Here is an 18,708-nt window from a genome sequence, read left to right on the forward strand (position 1 = left end):
CTCAAACAGCCCACAGAAGCCAAAAACTTCTGTGGGCTGTTTTTTTTAATGGAATCTGCTGAGGAAGCTTCCGGTTTGGGGCTTTCCTGTGTACTTCTTTTCAAGCTCTTCTTTTATCCTGCGCGTATATTCAAATAATCTGCGCAGCGGAAATTCATCCTTTTCGACAGCCTCGACTATCTCTGTGTATCTGTCGGCCTTATCATAAAGCGTTAAGAAATCCAATTCGCAGCTGAATCCGGCTGGTTCATCTTCCTCATCTCTGGATGTATATGGAACTTCTGATTTCTTGGCAATCGCCATATCAAACATTTTTTCGGGATGTCGCCAGTTCTTATTGTAGTATACAAATTCTTCTTCAACAAAATCTTCTTCGAAAGGAATGTTGCTCTCGTCAAGCATAAACTCGGCATCAATGTTGTTTACGGCACAGATGAAAGAGTATATGTTTGAACACGGCTTGGAAATCGGATAGCTGTTGACATTCCCTACCGTATATCCCACTGTCCGAAAGATTATGCGAAGATAGTCTCTGTACGCATCTGTTTCAGACTTACCACAATAAAGACTTTTCAGAAACGGTATCAGGATGCATAGCGATGTCTTTTTGTCATCCATTCCGTAGAGCATCTCCAAGGTCTGATCTTCAGCAATGGACTCGTCCCTTGCCAAGAACATATTGTATATTACGTCATAGGTCTTCTCCAATTGGATGGAGAAAAAGAATGCCGTGAAATATTCCTGGAACGAGCGGTGTACGAAATAGTATTTACCGCCGTCAATGTATAAGAGGCATACTTTTTTAGTAACATCATTGATGAATTTTTCCACCTCGAATGTATAGTTGTTGGCATCGATTACGGCCTGTGCATACTCTTTTAACTGGGATTCCGTAAATGAATATTTCTCGTCATTATAGGTTATTGCACAAAATTCCCCGAAGAGCTTCTTGAAATTCCTGCTGGATAGGCCAGTCTCGAAATTGCGCCTGAGCGACTTCCGAGCGTCATGTTTTTCAGCCATGACCTCATAGGCCTGTTCATAGAACAGATATCGCTGTGTCGGGATATTATGATATCCGTTATATGTGATGAGCATAATGGTCAAGAACAGGGGGTTTCCCAAAAACTTATGTTCCTCATCGCGGCTGAAGTTAAATACATCGGCATTCAGATCTTTGATAAAATCCTGCTTTACATCTTCGCTAACGACATCCTTGTCGAGCCTTTTTATCATATCAACAGCCTGTGTAGGATTAAGTGGCAGGATGGAATAGGTGGTAAAGCGTCTCAAGGTGCTTAGTCCTACATCGGGGCGAGATGATACGATAAACATAGCGTCCGAGTACTGGTCGATCATAATATCCAGTTGTCTATTAAAAGCCTCTTTCTGCTCCAATTTTACTTCATCCAGACCGTCCATGAGGAGGATCATCCTGCCCTGTACAAGAAGCTCCGTGAAATCTATGAGCTTAAGGCTTACATCATGCCGCTGAAATTCCGAAAAAGAGAAATTTAGCAGATCATCTTGATCCGCATCATAATTCTTCAGCGTAACAAAGACAGGAATTCTGTTCTCACCATACAATTCTATGGCGTTCAACATCAGGTGATTCATCATCATTGACTTCCCAATGCCGCCTGTTCCCTTAAGGTGAATCCTGTGGCAGTCCTCCGGAAATTTATCGATAGTAAGGTCGTGTATGTACGGAATCATGCCGCTTCCGCAGCCGCCTAATTCTGACATATATGTTGCTATGCGTGTTATACCATTGCATTCGCAGACATTATTGCAGACAAAGAAATCGTAGAAGTCACGTTCATTTTCATAAATGAATGTATCTTTACGAGAATGCTTCTTCTTTGCCTGTTTCAGGTACTTATCAAATCTGCCCGCTTTCTTTGGCTTGCCGACTCGGTGGAGAAGGAATCCTTCATCCTCTGGATTGAATGTCGCAAGGTCAGGGGCTACTCCGTTCGGGTCAAGGAATAACGGGAATTCACCCTCATCCTCATCATCTTCCCCGTCCCAAGGCTCCCTCTCAAGTTGGTATTTTACATCCACATCGAGGAATTTATTAAACCCAATCTTACTGGTAAACTCCCGCTCAGTATTTCCCACATCGCTGCCTGTAGTCCACGATAGATAGGTATCCTGACCGACTCCTGCGTCCATAGGCCGGGTGCAGCAATAATGCCATATTCCAAGAATGAAGCTGTAGAAATAAATCGTATCGTCTTCACCGTACTGGATAAGCTCCTCTTTATATGACGCTGCATTATCAGGATTCACATACAGCCTGTCCTTCGGCCGGATGGTCGAATCTGCCTCTATGAGTTCCAGCAATGCCCTGACAAGCCATTTCCCGGATTCCCCGTCCCTGAATTTTCCATCGAGGAGTTCCTTCATTTCCGTGACCACTTCGGTATAGTTGTTTGCCATACGGGCAGAGAATGCCTTGCCGAGCTTTTCATCACCGAGGCGCACATATTCGCTATTGAGAGTGGGATCACAGGTTTTAAATCGGGACGGGATGGACTTTAAATTCTGTCCGTACAATGGGTAGTAGCTCGGGTCATATATCTTCATGAGCGAGTTCAGAAGATCCCCTTGGCTGGGACTGTTCTTGCGAATCCTCGCCTGAAGCAAAAGGGCAAAGAATGTGCCTCCGCAGAGGCGCGGTTTAACTTCGCTCATACAATCATCTCCAAATCATAAACCGCTATAAACCTTATAAACCCCTGTAAACGATTGCCAATAAACATCATAAACCTGACAATCACAGACAAGGAAGGGCAAATGGCGGTCTTTTAGTCAGTGCCTTCTATTATACCACAAATCCTCTGAACTGTGTTCGAGAATTTGTGCATTTTTCAGCAGACCTTCCGGGGCTTCGCTCCGACGGGAGCCAAAGCTTCAAGGGGCAACGGACAGGTCTAAATATATCGGCCAGTTGAAGCGGCTGATTAACACTGCGGAGAAATCCGGGGTTGGATCAGTGCTCTTCAAATCTGACAAACCATGGGTTTCTCCGGGAAAAGGAGATTCGTATGGTTACAGTATTTAGGCAGGAAGATGGCAGCTACCTGGTTCCGATGGAATTACCCGAGGACAAGGGGGCAAGGAAGGCACTGTTGGATTACGCAAAAATCCAGGGATACAAGGTCGACACGGTGCAGTACGGCTACAGGAAATACAGGGCTGTGCTTGTGCCGGGGAGTGAGGGGCTGTTCCACTCCTACATAGCGGAGGAAGGGAGGAATCAAAGGTACGCCCAGCTGGACAGGAGATGCCTTATCCCGGGAGAAGATGGCAATCTGAAGAGGTGCCCTTTAAGGATACCGAATCCCAATTATGGAGAGCCTGGTGAGAATAAGACGGTGATAAACGACTGCAAGGATTGTCCGCATCGCGACTCGCTCCGCAAGGTGACATCCGCGCCGATTTCAATGACAGGCGTGGGTGGCTTTTCAGAAGATGGCGAGCAGGAGGACATGGAAATCCCTGTCGGCATTGCTCCAGATGGCGATCTTTTTGAGAAATACAGCAGCGAAGTGATGGACTTTATCAGAGAGAAATATCCTGAACACGCCGAGATGATGCAGATGCTGTTTGACGGTTATCGGGTCAAGGAAATTGCCGAAAAGCTGAATATCAACCGGGATACAGTAAGAAACCGCGTCAAAAGCATGAAGAAGGATCTGACCAAGTTCATCGACAGCATCATTATATTCGATTGATAAGAAGATAGCCGCGCTATCACAGGTACGGCCACCAAGGCGCATATGCTTCGGTGGCCATTTTCTTAATCGTCCTTCATGTAGAACGCACATCTGTATCCATTTCCGAGAAGCTCTATGCCGGGAAGCCAGGGAGGTGTCCTGCCCATGAGCTCACTTATTTCTTCGATGGTCGTTTCAGCCCTGCACTCGATAATCACCTCGTCATGAACGTGTCCCACGATGAAGTAGCTGGAAAGCGTCCGCATGGCATATACAAGGATGTCGCGGCTGATGGCCTGGACGATGTTCTCCACGAATTTTGGACCGTAGCTCTCGATCCGGCTCCACTTCTTGCTGGAGTCCGTCCCCATGTATGTGACGGATTCTCCGCCGAAACGGTTCTCGCCGATGCATGGCTTTGCGTAGGCAAGGCTGCGTCCTGACGGCAGCATGATGAACATCATGCCACTCTTATAGCTGAATTTAATGCCGTGTGTCTCCGTGTCGCAGTGGAGCCTGACGCTCTCTTTTACGCAGCGGTCAACGTCCCACCAGAAGGATATGATGTTCGGGTTGGACGCTCGCCACATATCCACCAGTGGCTGAAGCTCTGCCTCGTCAAGTCCCATGTCGATGGCTCCCATGGCCTTCAATGCGCCTACGGAGCCGCCGTAGCCGAGAGCCAATTCCGCAATCTTGCCTTTCTGCCTTAGCTCCGCGTTCTGCCCGTGCTTTTCAACAGGCACTTTGAACATGGCTGCCGCCGATGCGCAGTAGATGTCATCTCCCCGTGAAAACACATCCAGCCTCCACTGCTCCCCGGCAAGGTAGGCCAGCACCCTGGCTTCGATTGCGGAGAAGTCACAGACGATGTAACCATATCCAGGCTTCGGGATAAAGGCTGTCCTGATCAGCTGCGACAGCGTGTCAGGGATATCCTCGTACAGCAGCCTCATCGTTTCATAATCGCCGTTCTTTACGATGGCCCGTGCCTCCGCTAGGTCAGCCATATGGTTCTTCGGGAGGTTCTGCAGCTGTATATGCCTTCCTGCGAATCTGCCTGTCCTGTTTGCCCCGTAGAACTGGAACATCCCTCTTGCCCTGCCGTCAGCACACATTGTCATTTCCATCTTCTGATATTTCTTTACGGATGACCGGGATACCTGCTGGCGTAGCTTCAGCACTTCTGCCACATCATCGGGGCAGTCCTCCAAAAGCGTAATGACGGCCTTCTTATCAAGGGAATCCGTCTCGATGCCTTTTTCATTAAGCCATCCCGTAAGCTGCTGTGTGGAGTTTGGATTCTCTAGATCGGTAAGCTCAATCATTCTTGCCATAAGCTCATTCTTTGTGCGCCTGTCAAAATCAATGGCGTTCTCCGCTACTGCCGTGTCTATCAGTATCCCCCTGTCGTTTATCATCTCTGACAGGTGGTACTCCTCCCAGATGAATTCAGGCACGGGGAAGTTCCGAAACTTGTGCTGTATCTGCATCTCGACTTCCACGTCACGCCTGTTGTACGCTTTGAAGGTTTCCCATTTTGACTTATCGTCCTGCGGATAGTTCCTTGCCGCAGGATTGTTTTTTGTCGGAGTTCTCGGCACGGAGAAAAAACGGATTAGGGACTTGCCTTCGGACATTTTCTGCTCCGACAGCTTCAGCACGGCTCCTGCCGCGTCAAGGGAAAGGGGAAGACCGAGGTATGCTGCCCATGTCATGGTGCAGCGCCATGATACGGGATTCAGGTAACTGCCCATGGTATCATCGGGACTGCCGTAGCCTTGGAAATACTGCGGATAGTTCCGCTTTATCCACACGGATAGGAATACACGCTCGAATGTTGCGTTCCATGCCCATTTCGTTATTTTCTGGTCAACGATTGCCCGGAGTATCCCATCCGGAATCATCTCGCCGCAGGCCACATCCACCACCTTCACCGGCTCTCCGTTTATCGAGTAGCCAAATAGCAGGATCTCCGCATCCGGAGATTCCGCATATTTGTATACTCCGCATTCCTTTAGGTCTACTGACGAAAAGGTCTCCAAATCCAGACTCAGGTATTCTATCTTCAAAATATCACCACCTCGCTAAAACAGGCAGCAGAGAAAACACGCTCTGCTACCTCTTGTTTATTTCTTATGCCTTATCTTCCCAAAGAGCCAGCAAATGAACCTCAGGAACAGATAGGCATCCATCATCATGATAAAAACAAATGCCGTTGTTATAACGGTCTGCGTCATAAACTCGAACACTACATACCTCGTTTCTTAAAAAGGCGGCAGGGTAACCATGAAACCCTGCCGCCACCCACAGAAAGGAAACCTATATGATTACGGCTTTAGTCAAGGAAGCCGTCATCATCGCCATCAAACTCGGCAAAGTCATCCTCAGCCCTTGCCCTGCCGGAAAGAGGCTCGCCGTCACGAATCTTCTGAAGATTGTTCAATCCACAGGCGATTCCCTTGTTGCCGTTGGTGTTGAAGGCATAGAAGTTGATGCTTGCCCTGCCGTAACAGCCGGAGTACACCTCGGAACGGTCAAGGATGGGCTGGCGGCTCGCATCCACGATGCCGGGTGCTGTGTCGGAGTTGGCGTTAACGAAGTAGCTGTCCTTGTAGGCATCGTCACCTTTGCGTTCCTTGTCCCCGTCACGCAGAGGGATCTTGAGGCTGTCAAGGTCGGGAACAAACTTGCCGTTTCCCTTCAGTTTGGACTCGCCTTCCTCGTATGCCGCCTGGATAGCCGCCTTGATTTTCTCGATGGTGGTGGTGTCGGACTTGGGGATAATGAGGGAGATGCTGTACTTGGACTTGCCGCCGTTGGGCATCTGCCTCGGCTCCCATACGTTCGCATAGCTCCATCTCGTGTTGATACCAGTTACAACCTTAGTCGGATTCTTAAACATAATCTTTTTCTCCTTTACTCTTTAAAATCATCATACGCTGTATTCATTGCCGGTCTTTTGTCTGACTCCGGCACCAGAACTGGTTTGCCTTCTGGCTTTGTGATGAGGGAACCCAGCAACTCCTCAAACTTCTTCTTGCCCAGCAGTTTCGTCATGGCGGTGATGCCGATGACCTTCTGCTCGTAAGGGTCATATCCTGCGGACTTCACCTTGTCGGCGACAGCGGCATCGTCCACGTACTTCCTGACGGATCTTCCTTCCACGACCTTGTAGCCGGGATACTCCGTGCCGGACAGAGCCTGTTGCAAGGCATATTCCTTAATGTCGGATGCCCACGCGGTAAGCTCGTCTATCCTCGGGAGGATGGCGGCAATCTCGATGCTCTCAAGGCTTGCCGGCGCTTCAAAGTCGTATTTCGCAAGCTCCAGGTTGTATTCGGCGCGTTTTCGGCAGGCGGCTTTCGCCTTGCAGAACATGCAGTGGTCTCCGGCTTTGAATTCCCCCTCGCCTTTGTAGGCAAGCTCGGCTGTGGGCTTAAGCACCTCTTCTGCCCATTTCAGAAGCTCCATCGCATCCATCTCCCAAGTGCTGACGTTGCCGCGCCTCGGCTGGAAGATGGTCATCCTCACGGTCTTGATGTCGTAGAGGTGTCCGAATGCCGACCATGCTCCCAATGCATAGCACATCATCTGTGGATTCTTCTCAGCTTCTACCAGTACGCCAACTCCGTATTTGAAGTCGATCACTTGGAGCACATTGTCCGCTACGATCACGCAGTCGCCTGTACCGAATCCTTCCGGTACCCACTGTGAGAAGTCCAGCCTCTGCTCAACCAGCACAACCGGGTCTTTGCAGTGCGTCTTTGCCTCCTCGAACCGCTCCATGACATAGGAAGCATATTCTTCGGCGCAGTCCGCCATCTCCTGGTCGTACCAGGCCAAGTTCTCTGTAGGGTCGGGCGAGTCCCTCCCCAGCAACCTTTCCACCTTGTGCCGGCAGAGCTCGTGTGCGTCCGTTCCCTGTGCCGCATACTCGGATGACTTGTCGGGAATGTTCTCGCACAGCCTCGCGCTGGGCGGACACGCAAGCCATCTGTGGCATGACGAGGGCGGCAATATAGAATGTTTACCCATTGGTGAGTTCCTCCGCTTCCGCGACAACTGCCGCATAGTCCTCCGGCTTAAGCCCGGTGATGTTCCCGGAACCGTACTTTGCGAGAATCCCGATAACCTGTTCCTTGTAGCCGCTTTGTGAGATCCCGGCGAGGATCTTTCTTACTTCCTCCTTGGTATACGCCTTGGCGGTTTTCGGCTCAGGCTCTGGCAGCGGTCCGGGCTCTGCCTGTTTCGCTTTGCTTGTCCTCGGCTTTGATTTCTCTTCCTTAACAAGCGGTGCGCCATCCTGCGCTGTCTCGGGGCTGGCAGTGAAGTACTCCTTAAGGGATAAAGCCAAATCCTTCAGGGCTTTTCCGCAGCCAGCCAGGTCATCAATGACTGTTACCAGATCCCTCAGTTTCTCCGCACTCCTCGTGAGCGCGTCCCCGCTGTTAGCAATCCTGTCAAGCACGGTTGCAAGCTCTTTCATTTTGCCCATAGCATTTTTCTCCTTTCTCCCTGGTTCTGTAGGCTTCCTCCATCTTCGTGGCGAGCCTCTTGGTGATCACGCTCGTGGTAATCAGCAGATCCCGAAGCTCCTCGTCATACTCATCACCGATGAGATCTTTCAAGTTGAGTGGCATCTTTGCCTCCTCCTTTCTGGAGGTCTTTCCGTCCTCCTACTTGGTAAAGGGAAAACGGCGAGAAAATGCGGAACGGTTTTTGAGATTTTTTGAAAAAAGTTTACGGTGGCTTTCTGCACATAAATAAAAGGAAGCGTTTTGATTTTTTTGAAAAAAATACGGTTTTCATTCCGCATAACGCTTTGGTTTTCCCTTTACCAAGTAGGAGGCAAAGGAGCCTTACTTCTTAACGAAAGGAGCGAGCGGATATGAAGAAGGTTGTGTATATCGCTTCAGCGTATTCAGGGGACATCGAAAGCAACGTGGAGCTTACAAAGGCATACAGCCGGTACGCCGTGTCGGAGGGAGCCTGCCCTGTGAATCCCATCCTTAACCTTCATGGTGTCTTGGATGAGGGGAGCGGCAGGGAGATGGCAATCGCTATAGACCTTGTGCTGCTTCACAGGTGCGATGAGCTGTGGGTGTTCGGCACACCTACCAAGGGGATGAGGCGTGAAATCGCCGAGGCGGAAAAATCGAAAATGCCGGTCAGATATTTTTCATAGGAGGGATTTGCATGAATGAACAGTTTTCGCTCCGCCTGTGGACGGCGAGGTGCAGGGGCGATGAGACGAACTGCCTCTACCCGGATGAGCATATGGCTACAAATACGGGGATGTTAAAGAAGCTGTTGGGAAAAGACCACACGTTTATCCATTTCAAGGACAACTACCGCGGAAACGAGAACTTCATGGAGGCGGACGTGGTCGTTGTGGACTGCGACAACATCCATTCGGAGGATCCGAAAGACTGGAAGAAGCCGGAGGATTTCGCAGAGGCTTTCCCGGATGTGGGCTTCATCGCCTATACCAGCCGCAACCACATGAAGCAGAAGGAGAAATACTCGCCGAGGCCGAGGTACCACGTCATCTTCTTCATAGAGAGGATTACCATCCCGGAGGATTACAAAGCCCTGCTGAAGATGATTCAAGAATACTACCCGTATTTTGACACCAAGGCACAGGACGCAGGACGCTTCTTTTATGGGAACACTGACACGGAGATAACCGTGCAGCCGGGGATCATCGACTTGTCCATGTTTTTCGATATTGATGAGTTCGCGGGCATGGAAAAGGAAATACCGGAGGGAAGCAGGAACGACACGATGTTCCGCTACGCAGTACGCTCCTTTAAACGCTACGGGGACAACGAAGACTCCATAAAGCGGTTTTATCGGATAGCGGAAAGGTGCAATCCCCCGCTGGGAGAAGCGGAGCTTCAGTCGATCGTACACAGCGCGAGGAAGTATTACGCGAAGATAAAAGAGCAGGAGGATTACGTCCTCCCAGAGGTTTATAACTCCAAGGCTCCGGGGATGCTCATCGAGCCGATCCCCTTTGACCGCTATGTACTGGCAAAGTTTCCTGTCGAGGCTCTCCCGAGGGCGATGGCCGATTACGTGTCGGCGGTAGCGGAAAGCACTCAGACACCCGTGGACATGGCTGGGGTTGTCGGCATCTCGATGCTGTCAGTCTGCTTGCAGGGAAAATACAAGGTGCTGGGAAAGGATGACTGGCAGGAGCCGCTGAACACTTACGCTCTCTCCATCGCTCCCCCTTCCGAAAGGAAATCGGCGGTGCTGCACATGATGCTGAATCCCATCAACGAGTATGAGTTCCAGTACAACCAGCGCAACGCTGGGGCGGTCGAGGCCAGCAAGATGCAGAAGCGCATACTTGAGAAAAGGCAGAAGGCCATCGAGGACCAAGTGGCAAAAGGGAAGGCGGGGGTGGAGGAGCTTGAGCGGATAGCCCAGGAAATCGCGGATTATGAAGAGGTCAGGTCGCTGCAGCTGTACGTGGACGACATCACCACAGAGAAGCTGGTATCGGTCATATCAGCAAACAGAGGGCGGGCGGCTCTCATATCCAGCGAGGGTGGCATCTTCGACACGCTTTCCGGGATCTACACCAAGAACGTGAACATCGACGTCATGCTGAAGGGCTATTCCGGAGACCCCATCAGGGTCGACCGCGTCGGCAGGGAAAGCGAGAGCATCATGAATCCCGCACTTACCATCCTTTTGATGGCGCAGCCGAACGTGGTCTCCGCGGTCCTTAATAACGCCACCTTCCGAGGAAGGGGTCTCACGGCCAGGTTCCTTTACTGCATGCCGGCTTCCTTTGTCGGGTCGAGAAATTTCAACAGCGTGCCTGTCCCTGACGATGTGTACCGGGATTACGAGAGGCTGATTGTGAACATGCTGGAGGATGATTACCCGAAAAACCCGGAGGTCATTACCCTGTCTGACGGGGCCTCGAAGAGGCTGGCGGACTTTGCCGATGAGCTTGAGCCCAAGCTTGTCACTGACTATGCGGATATGTCGGACTGGGCGGGAAAGCTTGTAGGCAACGTGCCGCGCCTCGCGGGACTTCTGTGCCGAGCCGGCGTGTACCGGGATCACGAGTTCCTCGGGGTGAATGACGCGCTGGTGGTTGACGAGCCGACAATGAACAACGCCATCAGGCTGGGGCGGTATTTCCTTAGTCATGCACAGGCGGCATACGAGGTGCTGCCAGAAAACACTATGTCGCAGAACGCCATCAAGATCTTGAAAGTGCTTCAGGAGAAGAAGGTCAGGGAGTTCGACCGCAGGGAAATCATGCGGATGTGCAGGAACTTCAAGACCGTGGCGGAGATCCAGCCCGTGCTGGACTTCCTTGATGACTACGGTTACATCATCCTGAAGCCTCAGAAGTCTTTCGGGAACGGTAGGCCTCCCCTGCCGAAGTATACCGTCAATCCTTTGAATGATGCGGTGTTTCGTCCTTTTGACACAAGTCTGTCACAGGCAAACCGGACGAAAGATGGCTCATCAAACCCTTGATATTACAGGCGTTGCGGGTTTTGTCCTTTTTGTTCGAAGCCATATAAAGGCTTAAAAACAATTTATTTATATATGACAAAACTATGGGGGTAAATTTTCAAAATTTCCCTTATACGACAAAAAGGACAAAGGACAAAATCCCCAAAGTCCTTATGGAATGGAGATTTTTAATGCAATCTATTGTCATACGGGGTGAGGACAATGTTGACAAAACCTATGTCGCGAGGTGCCTCGCCCGATTGGAAGAATTGAACGCTCCCCTGAAGGACTGGTACTGCGTGGAGGTAATCGACATCAGGGAGGATGATCCAGAGGCTCCGCTGAAGGTATGCGAGCTCTGCGATTATGACGGAATCAGGTATGTGCATGTCATGGCTCATGATGATTATCCTGATGAGATTTGTGTCGGCTGCATCTGCGCGGGGGTCATGGAGAGGGACATCATAGCTGCGAAGGCAAGGGACACGGAGGCAAGGAACCGTACCCAGCGCAAGAAGAACTACCTGAAAAAGAAATGGGCCGACGAGCCTGATGGCAGCTGGACTCTCCGCTACAAGGGGCATGACCTGAAAATATCCGTCGAGGTATTCCAGGATATTCCGCAGTACACGGCATGGATTGACGGGGAAGGCTGGAAATGGAGGAATAACGCCATGCTGACGGACTTCATTCAGGCGAGGAATTACATTTTCGATTTGATGGAGGGCGGCTATGCGTGAAAAGGAAATAGAGACCGCGCTGGTAAAGGCGGTGAAGGCTCGCGGCGGCATCTGCCCAAAGTGGGCATCGCCCGGATTTGACGGGATGCCAGACCGCATCGTGCTGCTGCCGGGTGGGCATATCGGGTTTGCAGAGCTTAAGGCTCCTGGGGAAAAACCGAGGCCACTGCAGCTGTCGAGGCACAGGCTCCTTAGGCGTCTTGGCTTCAAAGTGTATGTCATAGACGGCAAGGCGCAGATACCGGCAGTCATTGACGAGGTTGGAGGAGACAATGGATTTGATAAAGCTTAATGACGGGTCTTTGGAGATTGTCGCGGACATGCGAGACTTCATAGACCTTATAGACAGGCACTTGGGTATAGAGGCAAGGCACTGGCTTGAGGAAGCGATAGACGAGGAGCTTACAAACAACCTTTACGCCGAGGAACTGGAAAGGGAGATCGATGATCTGAAAGAATACCACAGGTCGGTCATGAAGAACATCCGGAAGCATGGCGAAAAGCTGGGGAAGCTCATCTGCGAAAAGGAACTGAACCGTAGGGAGATATCCAACACGGTCGGGGCCATCGGAACCATCACATGGAGGGAAATGAACAGATGAATGAAGAATATTTTGAATACGAGGACGAACCTATTGAGATTGATTATGCATGCAACCACTGCGATATCGGCAGGGAGCGGCACTGCGGGCATGCGGAAGGCAGGCACTATGACGTATGGGGCGAGGGGCTTGGCAAGCCGGATTACTGTCCGCAGCAGACTCCGGACGATCTGCCGTTCTGAACAGGAGGTGGGGCTTATGCAGTACAGACCGCACAATTACCAGCAATATGCCATTGACTTCATTCTGGAGAACCCTGTGGCGGCCATCTTTTTAGATTGCGGAATGGGCAAGACAAGCCTGACGCTCATGGCAATCCTGCGTCTTATTTATGACAGCTTCGATGTAGGGAAGGTTCTGATCATAGCACCATTAAGGGTAGCGAGACATACATGGTCTGACGAGATTGCCAAATGGGATGAGTTTTCCATCCTGCGATACTCCATAGCGGTGGGGACGGCTGCGGAGCGGCTTGTGGCGCTTAAGGCTGACGCGGACATCTACATCATCAACAGGGAGAACGTCCCGTGGCTGGTCGAGAAAAGCGGCGTGCCTTTTGACTTTGACATGGTCGTGATTGACGAACTCTCATCATTCAAGAACAGCCAGGCGAAGCGGTTTAAGTCGCTGATGAAGGTGCGGCCTAAGGTTTCCCGCATCGTTGGGCTGACCGGGACACCGACAGGGAGCGGCGGCTACATGGATCTGTTCGCAGAGTTCAAGGTACTGGACATGGGGGAGCGCCTGGGGCGCTTCATCGGGCAGTACAGGACAAGTTACTTCCGCCCGCTTGCCACCAACGGGCAGGTCGTCTACAGCTACGGCCTGCTTCCGGGAGCGGAGGATGAGATCAACAGGAAAATCTCCGACATCACCATCTCCATGAAGGCAGTCGACCATCTGGAGATGCCGGAACTGATATCCACGGAGTACCCCGTATATATGAGCGGTTCCGAGAAGAAGCATTATGAGGACATGAAAAAAGACCTGATTCTGTCTATCCCGGAAGGCGAGGTGACGGCGGCAAACGCTGCCGCCCTGTCCGGGAAGCTTACCCAGATGGCGAACGGCGCGGTGTATTCCGATGACGGTTCCATCGTGAGGATCCACGACAGGAAGTTGGAGGCACTTGAGGACATCATTGAGGCGGCAGTCGGAAAGCCGGTCCTTGTGGTGTATTGGTACCGGCACGACAGGGAGCGGATTTCCAGAAAACTGACGGAGATGGGCATCCAGTTCGAATGCATCGACTCCGACGCAAGCATTGGGAAATGGAATACAGGTGAGTTGCCTGTCGCACTCTGCCATCCCGCGTCTGCCGGCCATGGCCTGAACCTGCAGGAGTCCGGTTGCGGCACGATGGCATTCTTCGGGATCCCGTGGAGCCTGGAGCTTTACCAGCAGACCGTGGCAAGGCTCTGGAGGCAGGGGCAGAAAAACCGCACGGTCAGCATCATACACATCATAACAAAAGGAACGGTTGATGAGCGGATTATGAAGGCACTGTCCGAGAAGGACATGACGCAGAAGGCGCTGATCGATGCCGTAAAAGCAGAATTTTAGGGAGGCGAATCAAATGTCAGCATACAGAAATTATGAGGGATACTGCGATCCGACCGCAGGAGCGGCCATCACGAAATGCAGGAGAAAAGATAAAAGCGACCGCAGGAAGGCGGTCTGCAAGGCAAATGCGGAGGCAAGGAAAGGACGCGCCATCGTATATATTTGCAGTCCATATGCCGGTGATACCGTAAGGAATATCCTTGCGGCGCAGAAATATTGCAGATATGCCGTGGACAGCGGGTACATCCCCTTTGCGGCACATCTGTTCTTTCCACAGTTTCTAAGCGATGAAGACCCCACGGAAAGGAGCCAGGGACTTTCCTTCGGGAACGTGTTCATGGACAAGTGTTCCGAGGTGTGGATCTTTGGCACCGAGTATTCGCCGGGGATGAAGGCAGAATACGAACGGGCAGTTAAAAAGGGATTCAGGGTAAGGCATTTTACGACAGACTGCCGTGAAATCACGGTTGCTGGAAATGGAGGGAATCAGGATGGACGCATTTGATAATCTGAAAAACGCAATCGTGCAGCAGGCGGCGGAGGACTACGCCGCGGCTTTTATGGGAAACGAGGTCGGCGGGAAAAAGCCGGCGGATATGATGCAGGAATGCGAGAAATTCTTCCGTTCCGGCTGGTATACGGAACTGACGAACGGAGCCATCGATGGCGGCTGGCTGGCGCGGAACTTGAAGATCCGCGAACTGGAAAAGGCGGCGAAAGCCTACGAAGCGATGCTTGGAATCTGCAACAGCACCACTTTCCGGTCAACCGTTACCTTCCCCAAAGAAAAAGGAAAAGAAAAGCCAAAGCCCATGAATTACATCTTCCCGCCGAGATTCGCCGGAGATATCATGGGCACTCTGAGAATCCAGCTTGAAACCATCAAAGCAGAAATCAGGGAATTGGAAAAGGAAAACAAGGGGGCGGATGTATGACGGCAAAAGAATATCTGTCCCAGGCAAGACGCCTGGATGAAATCATCAACTGCCGCCTGCGGGAACTGGAGTATTGGCGGCATCTGGCGGGCAGCATCTCAGGCACGAGGTATGATGGAATGCCGCACAGCCCTAACCGTCCCACTGAGGCGCCGTTCGCAAGGTGCCTGGACAAGATTGACGAGATAGAGCGTGACATCGACCGCAGGATTGATGAACTTGTGGACTTGCGCGATACGATAAACAGGGCCATCGATACCATGGATAATGCGGACGAACGGACATTGCTGCGATGCCGCTATCTTGAGAACAGTTCCTGGTCGGAAATTGGCGGCAGGCTGCATGTATCGAACAGGACGGTTCACCGCATCCACAGTTCTGCGCTTGCGAATTTTTCTGTGCCGGATTAAAAGTTGGCACACTTTGGCACGGTTTGTCATACCCATGCTCCTTGTGCGATGGGGTTGACGTGTAGTATGATATACTCAGCGAAGTAGAATAAGATGGGCCTCGGAGGAGCAATCCTTCCGGGGCTTTTCTTATGGCCGGAAGGAGGAGATAAAGTGCCAAGGAAACCGAAACGTCCGTGTTCCTACCCCGGCTGCCCGCGCCTGACGGAAGGACGGTTCTGCGAGGAACACGAGAAACAGGAAAACAGACGCTACGAGAAGTACGACCGAGATCCGGCTGTACGCCGTAGGTACGGGCGGGCATGGAAACGGATCAGGGACAGCTATGCCGCGGCGCATCCGCTGTGCGAGCAGTGCCTGGAAGAAGGAAGGTACGTGAAGACCGAGGAAATCCACCACAAGGTTCCGCTGTCAAAAGGCGGGACGCATGACCGTGAGAACCTCGTGGCCTTGTGCAGGTCGTGCCATGCAAGGATCCACGCAAAGAGCGGGGACCGGTGGCACAACCGCTGACCGGGAGGGGCGGTCAGAATCTCTGTGCCCCATCCCCCAGGGAACGGGCGCGGGGTCAAACGTGCGAAAAAAGCGAAATCAAACGGGGAATATCCCCCTGACGGGAAGGAGACGGTTTTCATGGCGAAGGACGGCACCGCCAGGGGCGGCGCAAGGGCCGGAAGCGGACGCAAGTCCAAGGCTCTGGCCGAGAAACTGGGGAACGGCAATCCGGGCGGCAGGAAGCTGACGGTCATGGAACTGCCCACCGACGCCGACCTATCCGGCGAGGAGATGCCGGAGGTCAAAAGCTACATGAGGGAGCGGCAGAAAAACGGCGAGGATTTTGACGCTGCGGATATTTTTGAGGAGACGTGGCTGTGGCTCAAGGAACGGGGCTGTGAGAAGCTGGTCAGCACACAGCTTGTCCGCAACTATGCCATGAGCGTCTCCCGGTGGATCCAGTGCGAACGCGCCATCTCCGAATACGGATTCCTGGCAAAGCATCCGACCACGGGGCAGGCGATTGCCTCGCCGTATGTCAGCATGAGCCAGAATTACATGAAGCAGGTCAACAACCTGTGGTACCAGATTTTCCAGATCGTGAAGGAAAACTGCTCGGCGGAATTCATGGGGGCGACGCCGCAGGATGACGTGATGGAGCGTCTGCTCCGCTCCCGGAAAGGAATGTGAGTATGTTTGAAAAAGTAAATCCGGCGCATCCCGACAAACAGGCGGATCGTATCGCCGGCGCACTTGTTGATATGGCGTATGTGTCACAGGAAAATCCAAAAATCGCTGTGGAAGTCCTGCTCGGACATGGTGTGTGCCATATCATCGCGGAGACTTCCGTGCATCTGTCTAAGGCAGATGTTTTTTCCGCTGTCTACCGTATCGCCGGAAATGTACAGTTGGATTATGTAGAAGTGCCGCAGGACGGACGCCTCTCCGAAAACCAGAGGAACGGAGTCCGCTGCGGTGACAACGGCATCTTCAAAGGGATGCCTGTCACAGAGGAACAGAAAAAGCTGACAGAAATCGCAAGGGAAATCTATGCGAAGTATCCGTATGACGGAAAGTACATTCTGGACGGTGAGCGGCTGATTATCTGCCAGAGCAATGCGGACAGCGAGGAACTGCGCAAAGCCTATCCTACTGCCGTGGTCAATCCGCTCGGTGACTGGACAGGCGGCTCGGACGTTGACTCCGGAGCCACCAACCGCAAACTGGGCAGCGACATGGCGGATTCCGTCACGGGCGGCGGCCTGCATGGAAAGGACCTCTCCAAAGCGGATATCTGCATAAACATCTACGCATGGCTGAAAGCACAGAAAACAGGCAGGCCTGTGGAACTGTGCTGCGCCATCGGGGACGATTCCGTGGACGGGAAACCGTATGCGGAGATCGTATCAATTGCGGGAGACTACATCCGCTCTGAGGGCGGCTTTGAGAGATTTGCGGAATGGGGGCTGGTGTGATGAATACGACAACGGATATGCAGCTTGTGCCTATCGCAAAGCTGATCCCATATGTAAATAACGCGAGGACGCACTCGCCGGAACAGATCACCAAGCTCCGCGCCTCATTGCGGGAGTTCGGCTTTGTCAATCCGGTCATCATTGACCGGGACTACAACGTCATAGCCGGGCATGGAAGAATCGCCGCCGCCAAGGAGGAAGGCATCACTGAAATCCCGTGTGTATTTGTGGACTATCTCACCGAGGCGCAGAAGAAAGCCTACATTCTGGCGGACAACCGCATGGCGATGGATGCCGGATGGGATGAGGAACTGCTCCGGGTGGAGATTGAATCCTTAAAGGGCATGGATTTTGACGTGTCTCTTACCGGTTTTGATGACAAGGAGCTGTCCGACCTGTTCTCTGATGAGTCTGACAGCGATGCAAAAGATGATGATTACGATTTGACGGCCGCTTTGGAAAAGGCGGCTTTTGTTATGCGCGGGGATGTCTGGACGGTGGGCAGGCACAAACTGGTGTGCGGAGACGCCACCAATCCCGATGACGTGAACCTGCTGATGGGCGACACCAAGGCGAACCTCATCCTGACGGATCCGCCTTACGGGGTATCATTCAAGTCCAGCAGCGGTCTGACCATCCAGAATGATTCCATCAAGGGCGAGGAGTTTTACAATTTCCTGCTTTCCGCTTTCAGGAACATGGCTGACCATCTGGAAAAAGGCGGCGCGGCGTATGTGTTCCATGCGGACACGGAAGGGCTGAACTTCCGCAGGGCATTCGTGGACGCGGGATTCCATCTCGCCGGATGCTGTATCTGGGTGAAGGATTCGCTGGTGCTTGGCAGGAGCGACTACCAGTGGCAGCATGAACCCATCCTCTATGGCTTCATGCAGAACGGCAAGCACAAATGGTATTCCGACCGGAAGCAGACCACAATCTGGAACTTCGCCAAGCCAAAGCGGAATGCGAACCACCCGACCTCCAAGCCGCTCGATCTGCTCGGTTACCCCATTGGCAACTCCACGCAGGAGAACGCCGTGGTCATCGACACGTTCGGCGGTTCCGGCTCCACGCTGATGGCGTGTGAGCAGATGAACCGCGTTTGTTACACAATGGAACTGGACGAGAAGTACGCATCCGTCATCCTGCGGAGATATGTGGACGACACCGGCGATGCGGACGGTGTGTATGTGATACGGAACGGGGAACGGATCCCTTACTCCGACCTCGTGAAGGAGGTGGATGCATAGAGCTCCCTGTTGTGTACGATGCACAGAA

Annotated in this window: 21 protein-coding genes; 15 read left to right on the forward strand and 6 right to left on the reverse strand. The window is 52.2% G+C overall.

The genetic code is table 11. The features are described 5' to 3' along the window. Positions 1-45: 45 nt before the first annotated feature. On the reverse strand, positions 46-2,697 hold the full coding sequence (locus Q0Z69_RS06430) for an NACHT domain-containing NTPase (protein WP_298031017.1): 2,652 nt from the start codon (positions 2,695-2,697) through the stop codon (positions 46-48). A gap of 353 nt (positions 2,698-3,050) precedes the next feature. Here Q0Z69_RS06430 and Q0Z69_RS06435 point away from each other — a divergent pair, with 353 nt between their 5' ends. Then, positions 3,051-3,740 (forward strand): LuxR C-terminal-related transcriptional regulator, encoded by a 690-nt coding sequence (locus Q0Z69_RS06435; protein ID WP_298031019.1) that lies wholly within the window; start codon positions 3,051-3,053, stop codon positions 3,738-3,740. Positions 3,741-3,805: 65 nt separating this feature from the next. Here the strand turns inward: Q0Z69_RS06435 and Q0Z69_RS06440 are convergent, their stop codons facing one another. The 5 genes from Q0Z69_RS06440 to Q0Z69_RS06460 form a co-directional block, all read right to left on the reverse strand. Beyond that, positions 3,806-5,788: a DNA polymerase gene (locus tag Q0Z69_RS06440; RefSeq protein WP_367272250.1), complete on the reverse strand. Its 1,983-nt coding sequence runs from the start codon at positions 5,786-5,788 to the stop codon at positions 3,806-3,808. Positions 5,789-6,060: 272 nt separating this feature from the next. Next, complete coding sequence (locus Q0Z69_RS06445; protein ID WP_298031022.1) at positions 6,061-6,627, reverse strand: DUF2815 family protein; 567 nt, start codon at positions 6,625-6,627, stop codon at positions 6,061-6,063. Positions 6,628-6,641: 14 nt separating this feature from the next. Further along, complete coding sequence (locus Q0Z69_RS06450) at positions 6,642-7,760, reverse strand: DUF2800 domain-containing protein (protein WP_298031025.1); 1,119 nt, start codon at positions 7,758-7,760, stop codon at positions 6,642-6,644. After that, the gene (locus Q0Z69_RS06455; RefSeq protein WP_298031028.1) at positions 7,753-8,220 is read right to left on the reverse strand and encodes a hypothetical protein; all 468 of its coding nucleotides are present in this window, start codon (positions 8,218-8,220) and stop codon (positions 7,753-7,755) included. Before Q0Z69_RS06455 ends, Q0Z69_RS06450 begins: the two co-directional genes overlap by 8 nt. Next, positions 8,186-8,365, reverse strand: a complete 180-nt coding sequence (locus Q0Z69_RS06460; protein WP_298031031.1) for a hypothetical protein — start codon at positions 8,363-8,365, stop codon at positions 8,186-8,188. Before Q0Z69_RS06460 ends, Q0Z69_RS06455 begins: the two co-directional genes overlap by 35 nt. A gap of 248 nt (positions 8,366-8,613) precedes the next feature. Between Q0Z69_RS06460 and Q0Z69_RS06465 the strand changes: the two genes are divergently transcribed. The 14 genes from Q0Z69_RS06465 (at position 8,614) to Q0Z69_RS06530 (ending at position 18,680) form a co-directional block, all read left to right on the forward strand. Beyond that, entirely contained in the window at positions 8,614-8,910 is a 297-nt protein-coding gene (locus tag Q0Z69_RS06465; protein WP_298031034.1) for a DUF4406 domain-containing protein, read from the forward strand. A gap of 11 nt (positions 8,911-8,921) precedes the next feature. Next, a complete protein-coding gene (locus Q0Z69_RS06470; protein ID WP_298031036.1) occupies positions 8,922-11,231 on the forward strand; it encodes a DUF3987 domain-containing protein in 2,310 nt (769 codons plus the stop codon). A gap of 239 nt (positions 11,232-11,470) precedes the next feature. Then, entirely contained in the window at positions 11,471-11,950 is a 480-nt protein-coding gene (locus Q0Z69_RS06475) for a hypothetical protein (RefSeq protein WP_298031039.1), read from the forward strand. Next, positions 11,943-12,242, forward strand: a complete 300-nt coding sequence (locus Q0Z69_RS06480; RefSeq protein ID WP_298031041.1) for a VRR-NUC domain-containing protein — start codon at positions 11,943-11,945, stop codon at positions 12,240-12,242. Before Q0Z69_RS06475 ends, Q0Z69_RS06480 begins: the two co-directional genes overlap by 8 nt. After that, positions 12,223-12,552: a hypothetical protein gene (locus Q0Z69_RS06485; protein ID WP_298031043.1), complete on the forward strand. Its 330-nt coding sequence runs from the start codon at positions 12,223-12,225 to the stop codon at positions 12,550-12,552. The genes Q0Z69_RS06480 and Q0Z69_RS06485 overlap by 20 nt, the downstream gene beginning before the upstream one ends. After that, on the forward strand, positions 12,549-12,734 hold the full coding sequence (locus Q0Z69_RS06490) for a hypothetical protein (RefSeq protein ID WP_298031046.1): 186 nt from the start codon (positions 12,549-12,551) through the stop codon (positions 12,732-12,734). Before Q0Z69_RS06485 ends, Q0Z69_RS06490 begins: the two co-directional genes overlap by 4 nt. A gap of 16 nt (positions 12,735-12,750) precedes the next feature. Continuing rightward, positions 12,751-14,115, forward strand: coding sequence for a DEAD/DEAH box helicase (locus Q0Z69_RS06495; RefSeq protein WP_298031048.1), 1,365 nt, complete (start codon positions 12,751-12,753; stop codon positions 14,113-14,115). A 13-nt stretch (positions 14,116-14,128) separates the two neighbouring features. Further along, on the forward strand, positions 14,129-14,620 hold the full coding sequence (locus Q0Z69_RS06500) for a DUF4406 domain-containing protein (RefSeq protein WP_298031051.1): 492 nt from the start codon (positions 14,129-14,131) through the stop codon (positions 14,618-14,620). Then, the gene (locus Q0Z69_RS06505; RefSeq protein ID WP_298031053.1) at positions 14,607-15,050 is read left to right on the forward strand and encodes a hypothetical protein; all 444 of its coding nucleotides are present in this window, start codon (positions 14,607-14,609) and stop codon (positions 15,048-15,050) included. The genes Q0Z69_RS06500 and Q0Z69_RS06505 overlap by 14 nt, the downstream gene beginning before the upstream one ends. Continuing rightward, positions 15,047-15,460: a sigma factor-like helix-turn-helix DNA-binding protein gene (locus tag Q0Z69_RS06510; RefSeq protein WP_298031055.1), complete on the forward strand. Its 414-nt coding sequence runs from the start codon at positions 15,047-15,049 to the stop codon at positions 15,458-15,460. Before Q0Z69_RS06505 ends, Q0Z69_RS06510 begins: the two co-directional genes overlap by 4 nt. Positions 15,461-15,613: 153 nt before the next feature. Further along, positions 15,614-15,973: an HNH endonuclease gene (locus tag Q0Z69_RS06515; RefSeq protein ID WP_298031057.1), complete on the forward strand. Its 360-nt coding sequence runs from the start codon at positions 15,614-15,616 to the stop codon at positions 15,971-15,973. A gap of 120 nt (positions 15,974-16,093) precedes the next feature. Next, positions 16,094-16,645, forward strand: coding sequence for a P27 family phage terminase small subunit (locus Q0Z69_RS06520; RefSeq protein ID WP_298031060.1), 552 nt, complete (start codon positions 16,094-16,096; stop codon positions 16,643-16,645). A 2-nt stretch (positions 16,646-16,647) separates the two neighbouring features. Further along, entirely contained in the window at positions 16,648-17,430 is a 783-nt protein-coding gene (locus tag Q0Z69_RS06525; protein WP_298031063.1) for an S-adenosylmethionine synthetase N-terminal domain-containing protein, read from the forward strand. Next, positions 17,430-18,680: a site-specific DNA-methyltransferase gene (locus tag Q0Z69_RS06530; protein ID WP_298031066.1), complete on the forward strand. Its 1,251-nt coding sequence runs from the start codon at positions 17,430-17,432 to the stop codon at positions 18,678-18,680. The genes Q0Z69_RS06525 and Q0Z69_RS06530 overlap by 1 nt, the downstream gene beginning before the upstream one ends. Positions 18,681-18,708: the final 28 nt, after the last annotated feature.

Source organism: uncultured Dysosmobacter sp., assembly GCF_947631165.1.
Taxonomy (GTDB): Bacteria; Bacillota; Clostridia; order Oscillospirales; family Oscillospiraceae; genus Oscillibacter.

Coding starts and splice junctions, on each gene's coding strand:
- Q0Z69_RS06490 (WP_298031046.1), top strand. CDS start 12,549: ATGAATGAAGAATATTTTGAATACGAGGACGAACCTATTGAGATTGAT.
- Q0Z69_RS06455 (WP_298031028.1), bottom strand. CDS start 8,220: ATGGGCAAAATGAAAGAGCTTGCAACCGTGCTTGACAGGATTGCTAAC.
- Q0Z69_RS06480 (WP_298031041.1), top strand. CDS start 11,943: ATGCGTGAAAAGGAAATAGAGACCGCGCTGGTAAAGGCGGTGAAGGCT.
- Q0Z69_RS06465 (WP_298031034.1), top strand. CDS start 8,614: ATGAAGAAGGTTGTGTATATCGCTTCAGCGTATTCAGGGGACATCGAA.
- Q0Z69_RS06435 (WP_298031019.1), top strand. CDS start 3,051: ATGGTTACAGTATTTAGGCAGGAAGATGGCAGCTACCTGGTTCCGATG.
- Q0Z69_RS06520 (WP_298031060.1), top strand. CDS start 16,094: ATGGCGAAGGACGGCACCGCCAGGGGCGGCGCAAGGGCCGGAAGCGGA.
- Q0Z69_RS06460 (WP_298031031.1), bottom strand. CDS start 8,365: ATGCCACTCAACTTGAAAGATCTCATCGGTGATGAGTATGACGAGGAG.
- Q0Z69_RS06470 (WP_298031036.1), top strand. CDS start 8,922: ATGAATGAACAGTTTTCGCTCCGCCTGTGGACGGCGAGGTGCAGGGGC.
- Q0Z69_RS06530 (WP_298031066.1), top strand. CDS start 17,430: ATGAATACGACAACGGATATGCAGCTTGTGCCTATCGCAAAGCTGATC.
- Q0Z69_RS06485 (WP_298031043.1), top strand. CDS start 12,223: ATGGATTTGATAAAGCTTAATGACGGGTCTTTGGAGATTGTCGCGGAC.
- Q0Z69_RS06450 (WP_298031025.1), bottom strand. CDS start 7,760: ATGGGTAAACATTCTATATTGCCGCCCTCGTCATGCCACAGATGGCTT.
- Q0Z69_RS06525 (WP_298031063.1), top strand. CDS start 16,648: ATGTTTGAAAAAGTAAATCCGGCGCATCCCGACAAACAGGCGGATCGT.
- Q0Z69_RS06500 (WP_298031051.1), top strand. CDS start 14,129: ATGTCAGCATACAGAAATTATGAGGGATACTGCGATCCGACCGCAGGA.
- Q0Z69_RS06445 (WP_298031022.1), bottom strand. CDS start 6,627: ATGTTTAAGAATCCGACTAAGGTTGTAACTGGTATCAACACGAGATGG.
- Q0Z69_RS06430 (WP_298031017.1), bottom strand. CDS start 2,697: ATGAGCGAAGTTAAACCGCGCCTCTGCGGAGGCACATTCTTTGCCCTT.
- Q0Z69_RS06495 (WP_298031048.1), top strand. CDS start 12,751: ATGCAGTACAGACCGCACAATTACCAGCAATATGCCATTGACTTCATT.
- Q0Z69_RS06505 (WP_298031053.1), top strand. CDS start 14,607: ATGGACGCATTTGATAATCTGAAAAACGCAATCGTGCAGCAGGCGGCG.
- Q0Z69_RS06510 (WP_298031055.1), top strand. CDS start 15,047: ATGACGGCAAAAGAATATCTGTCCCAGGCAAGACGCCTGGATGAAATC.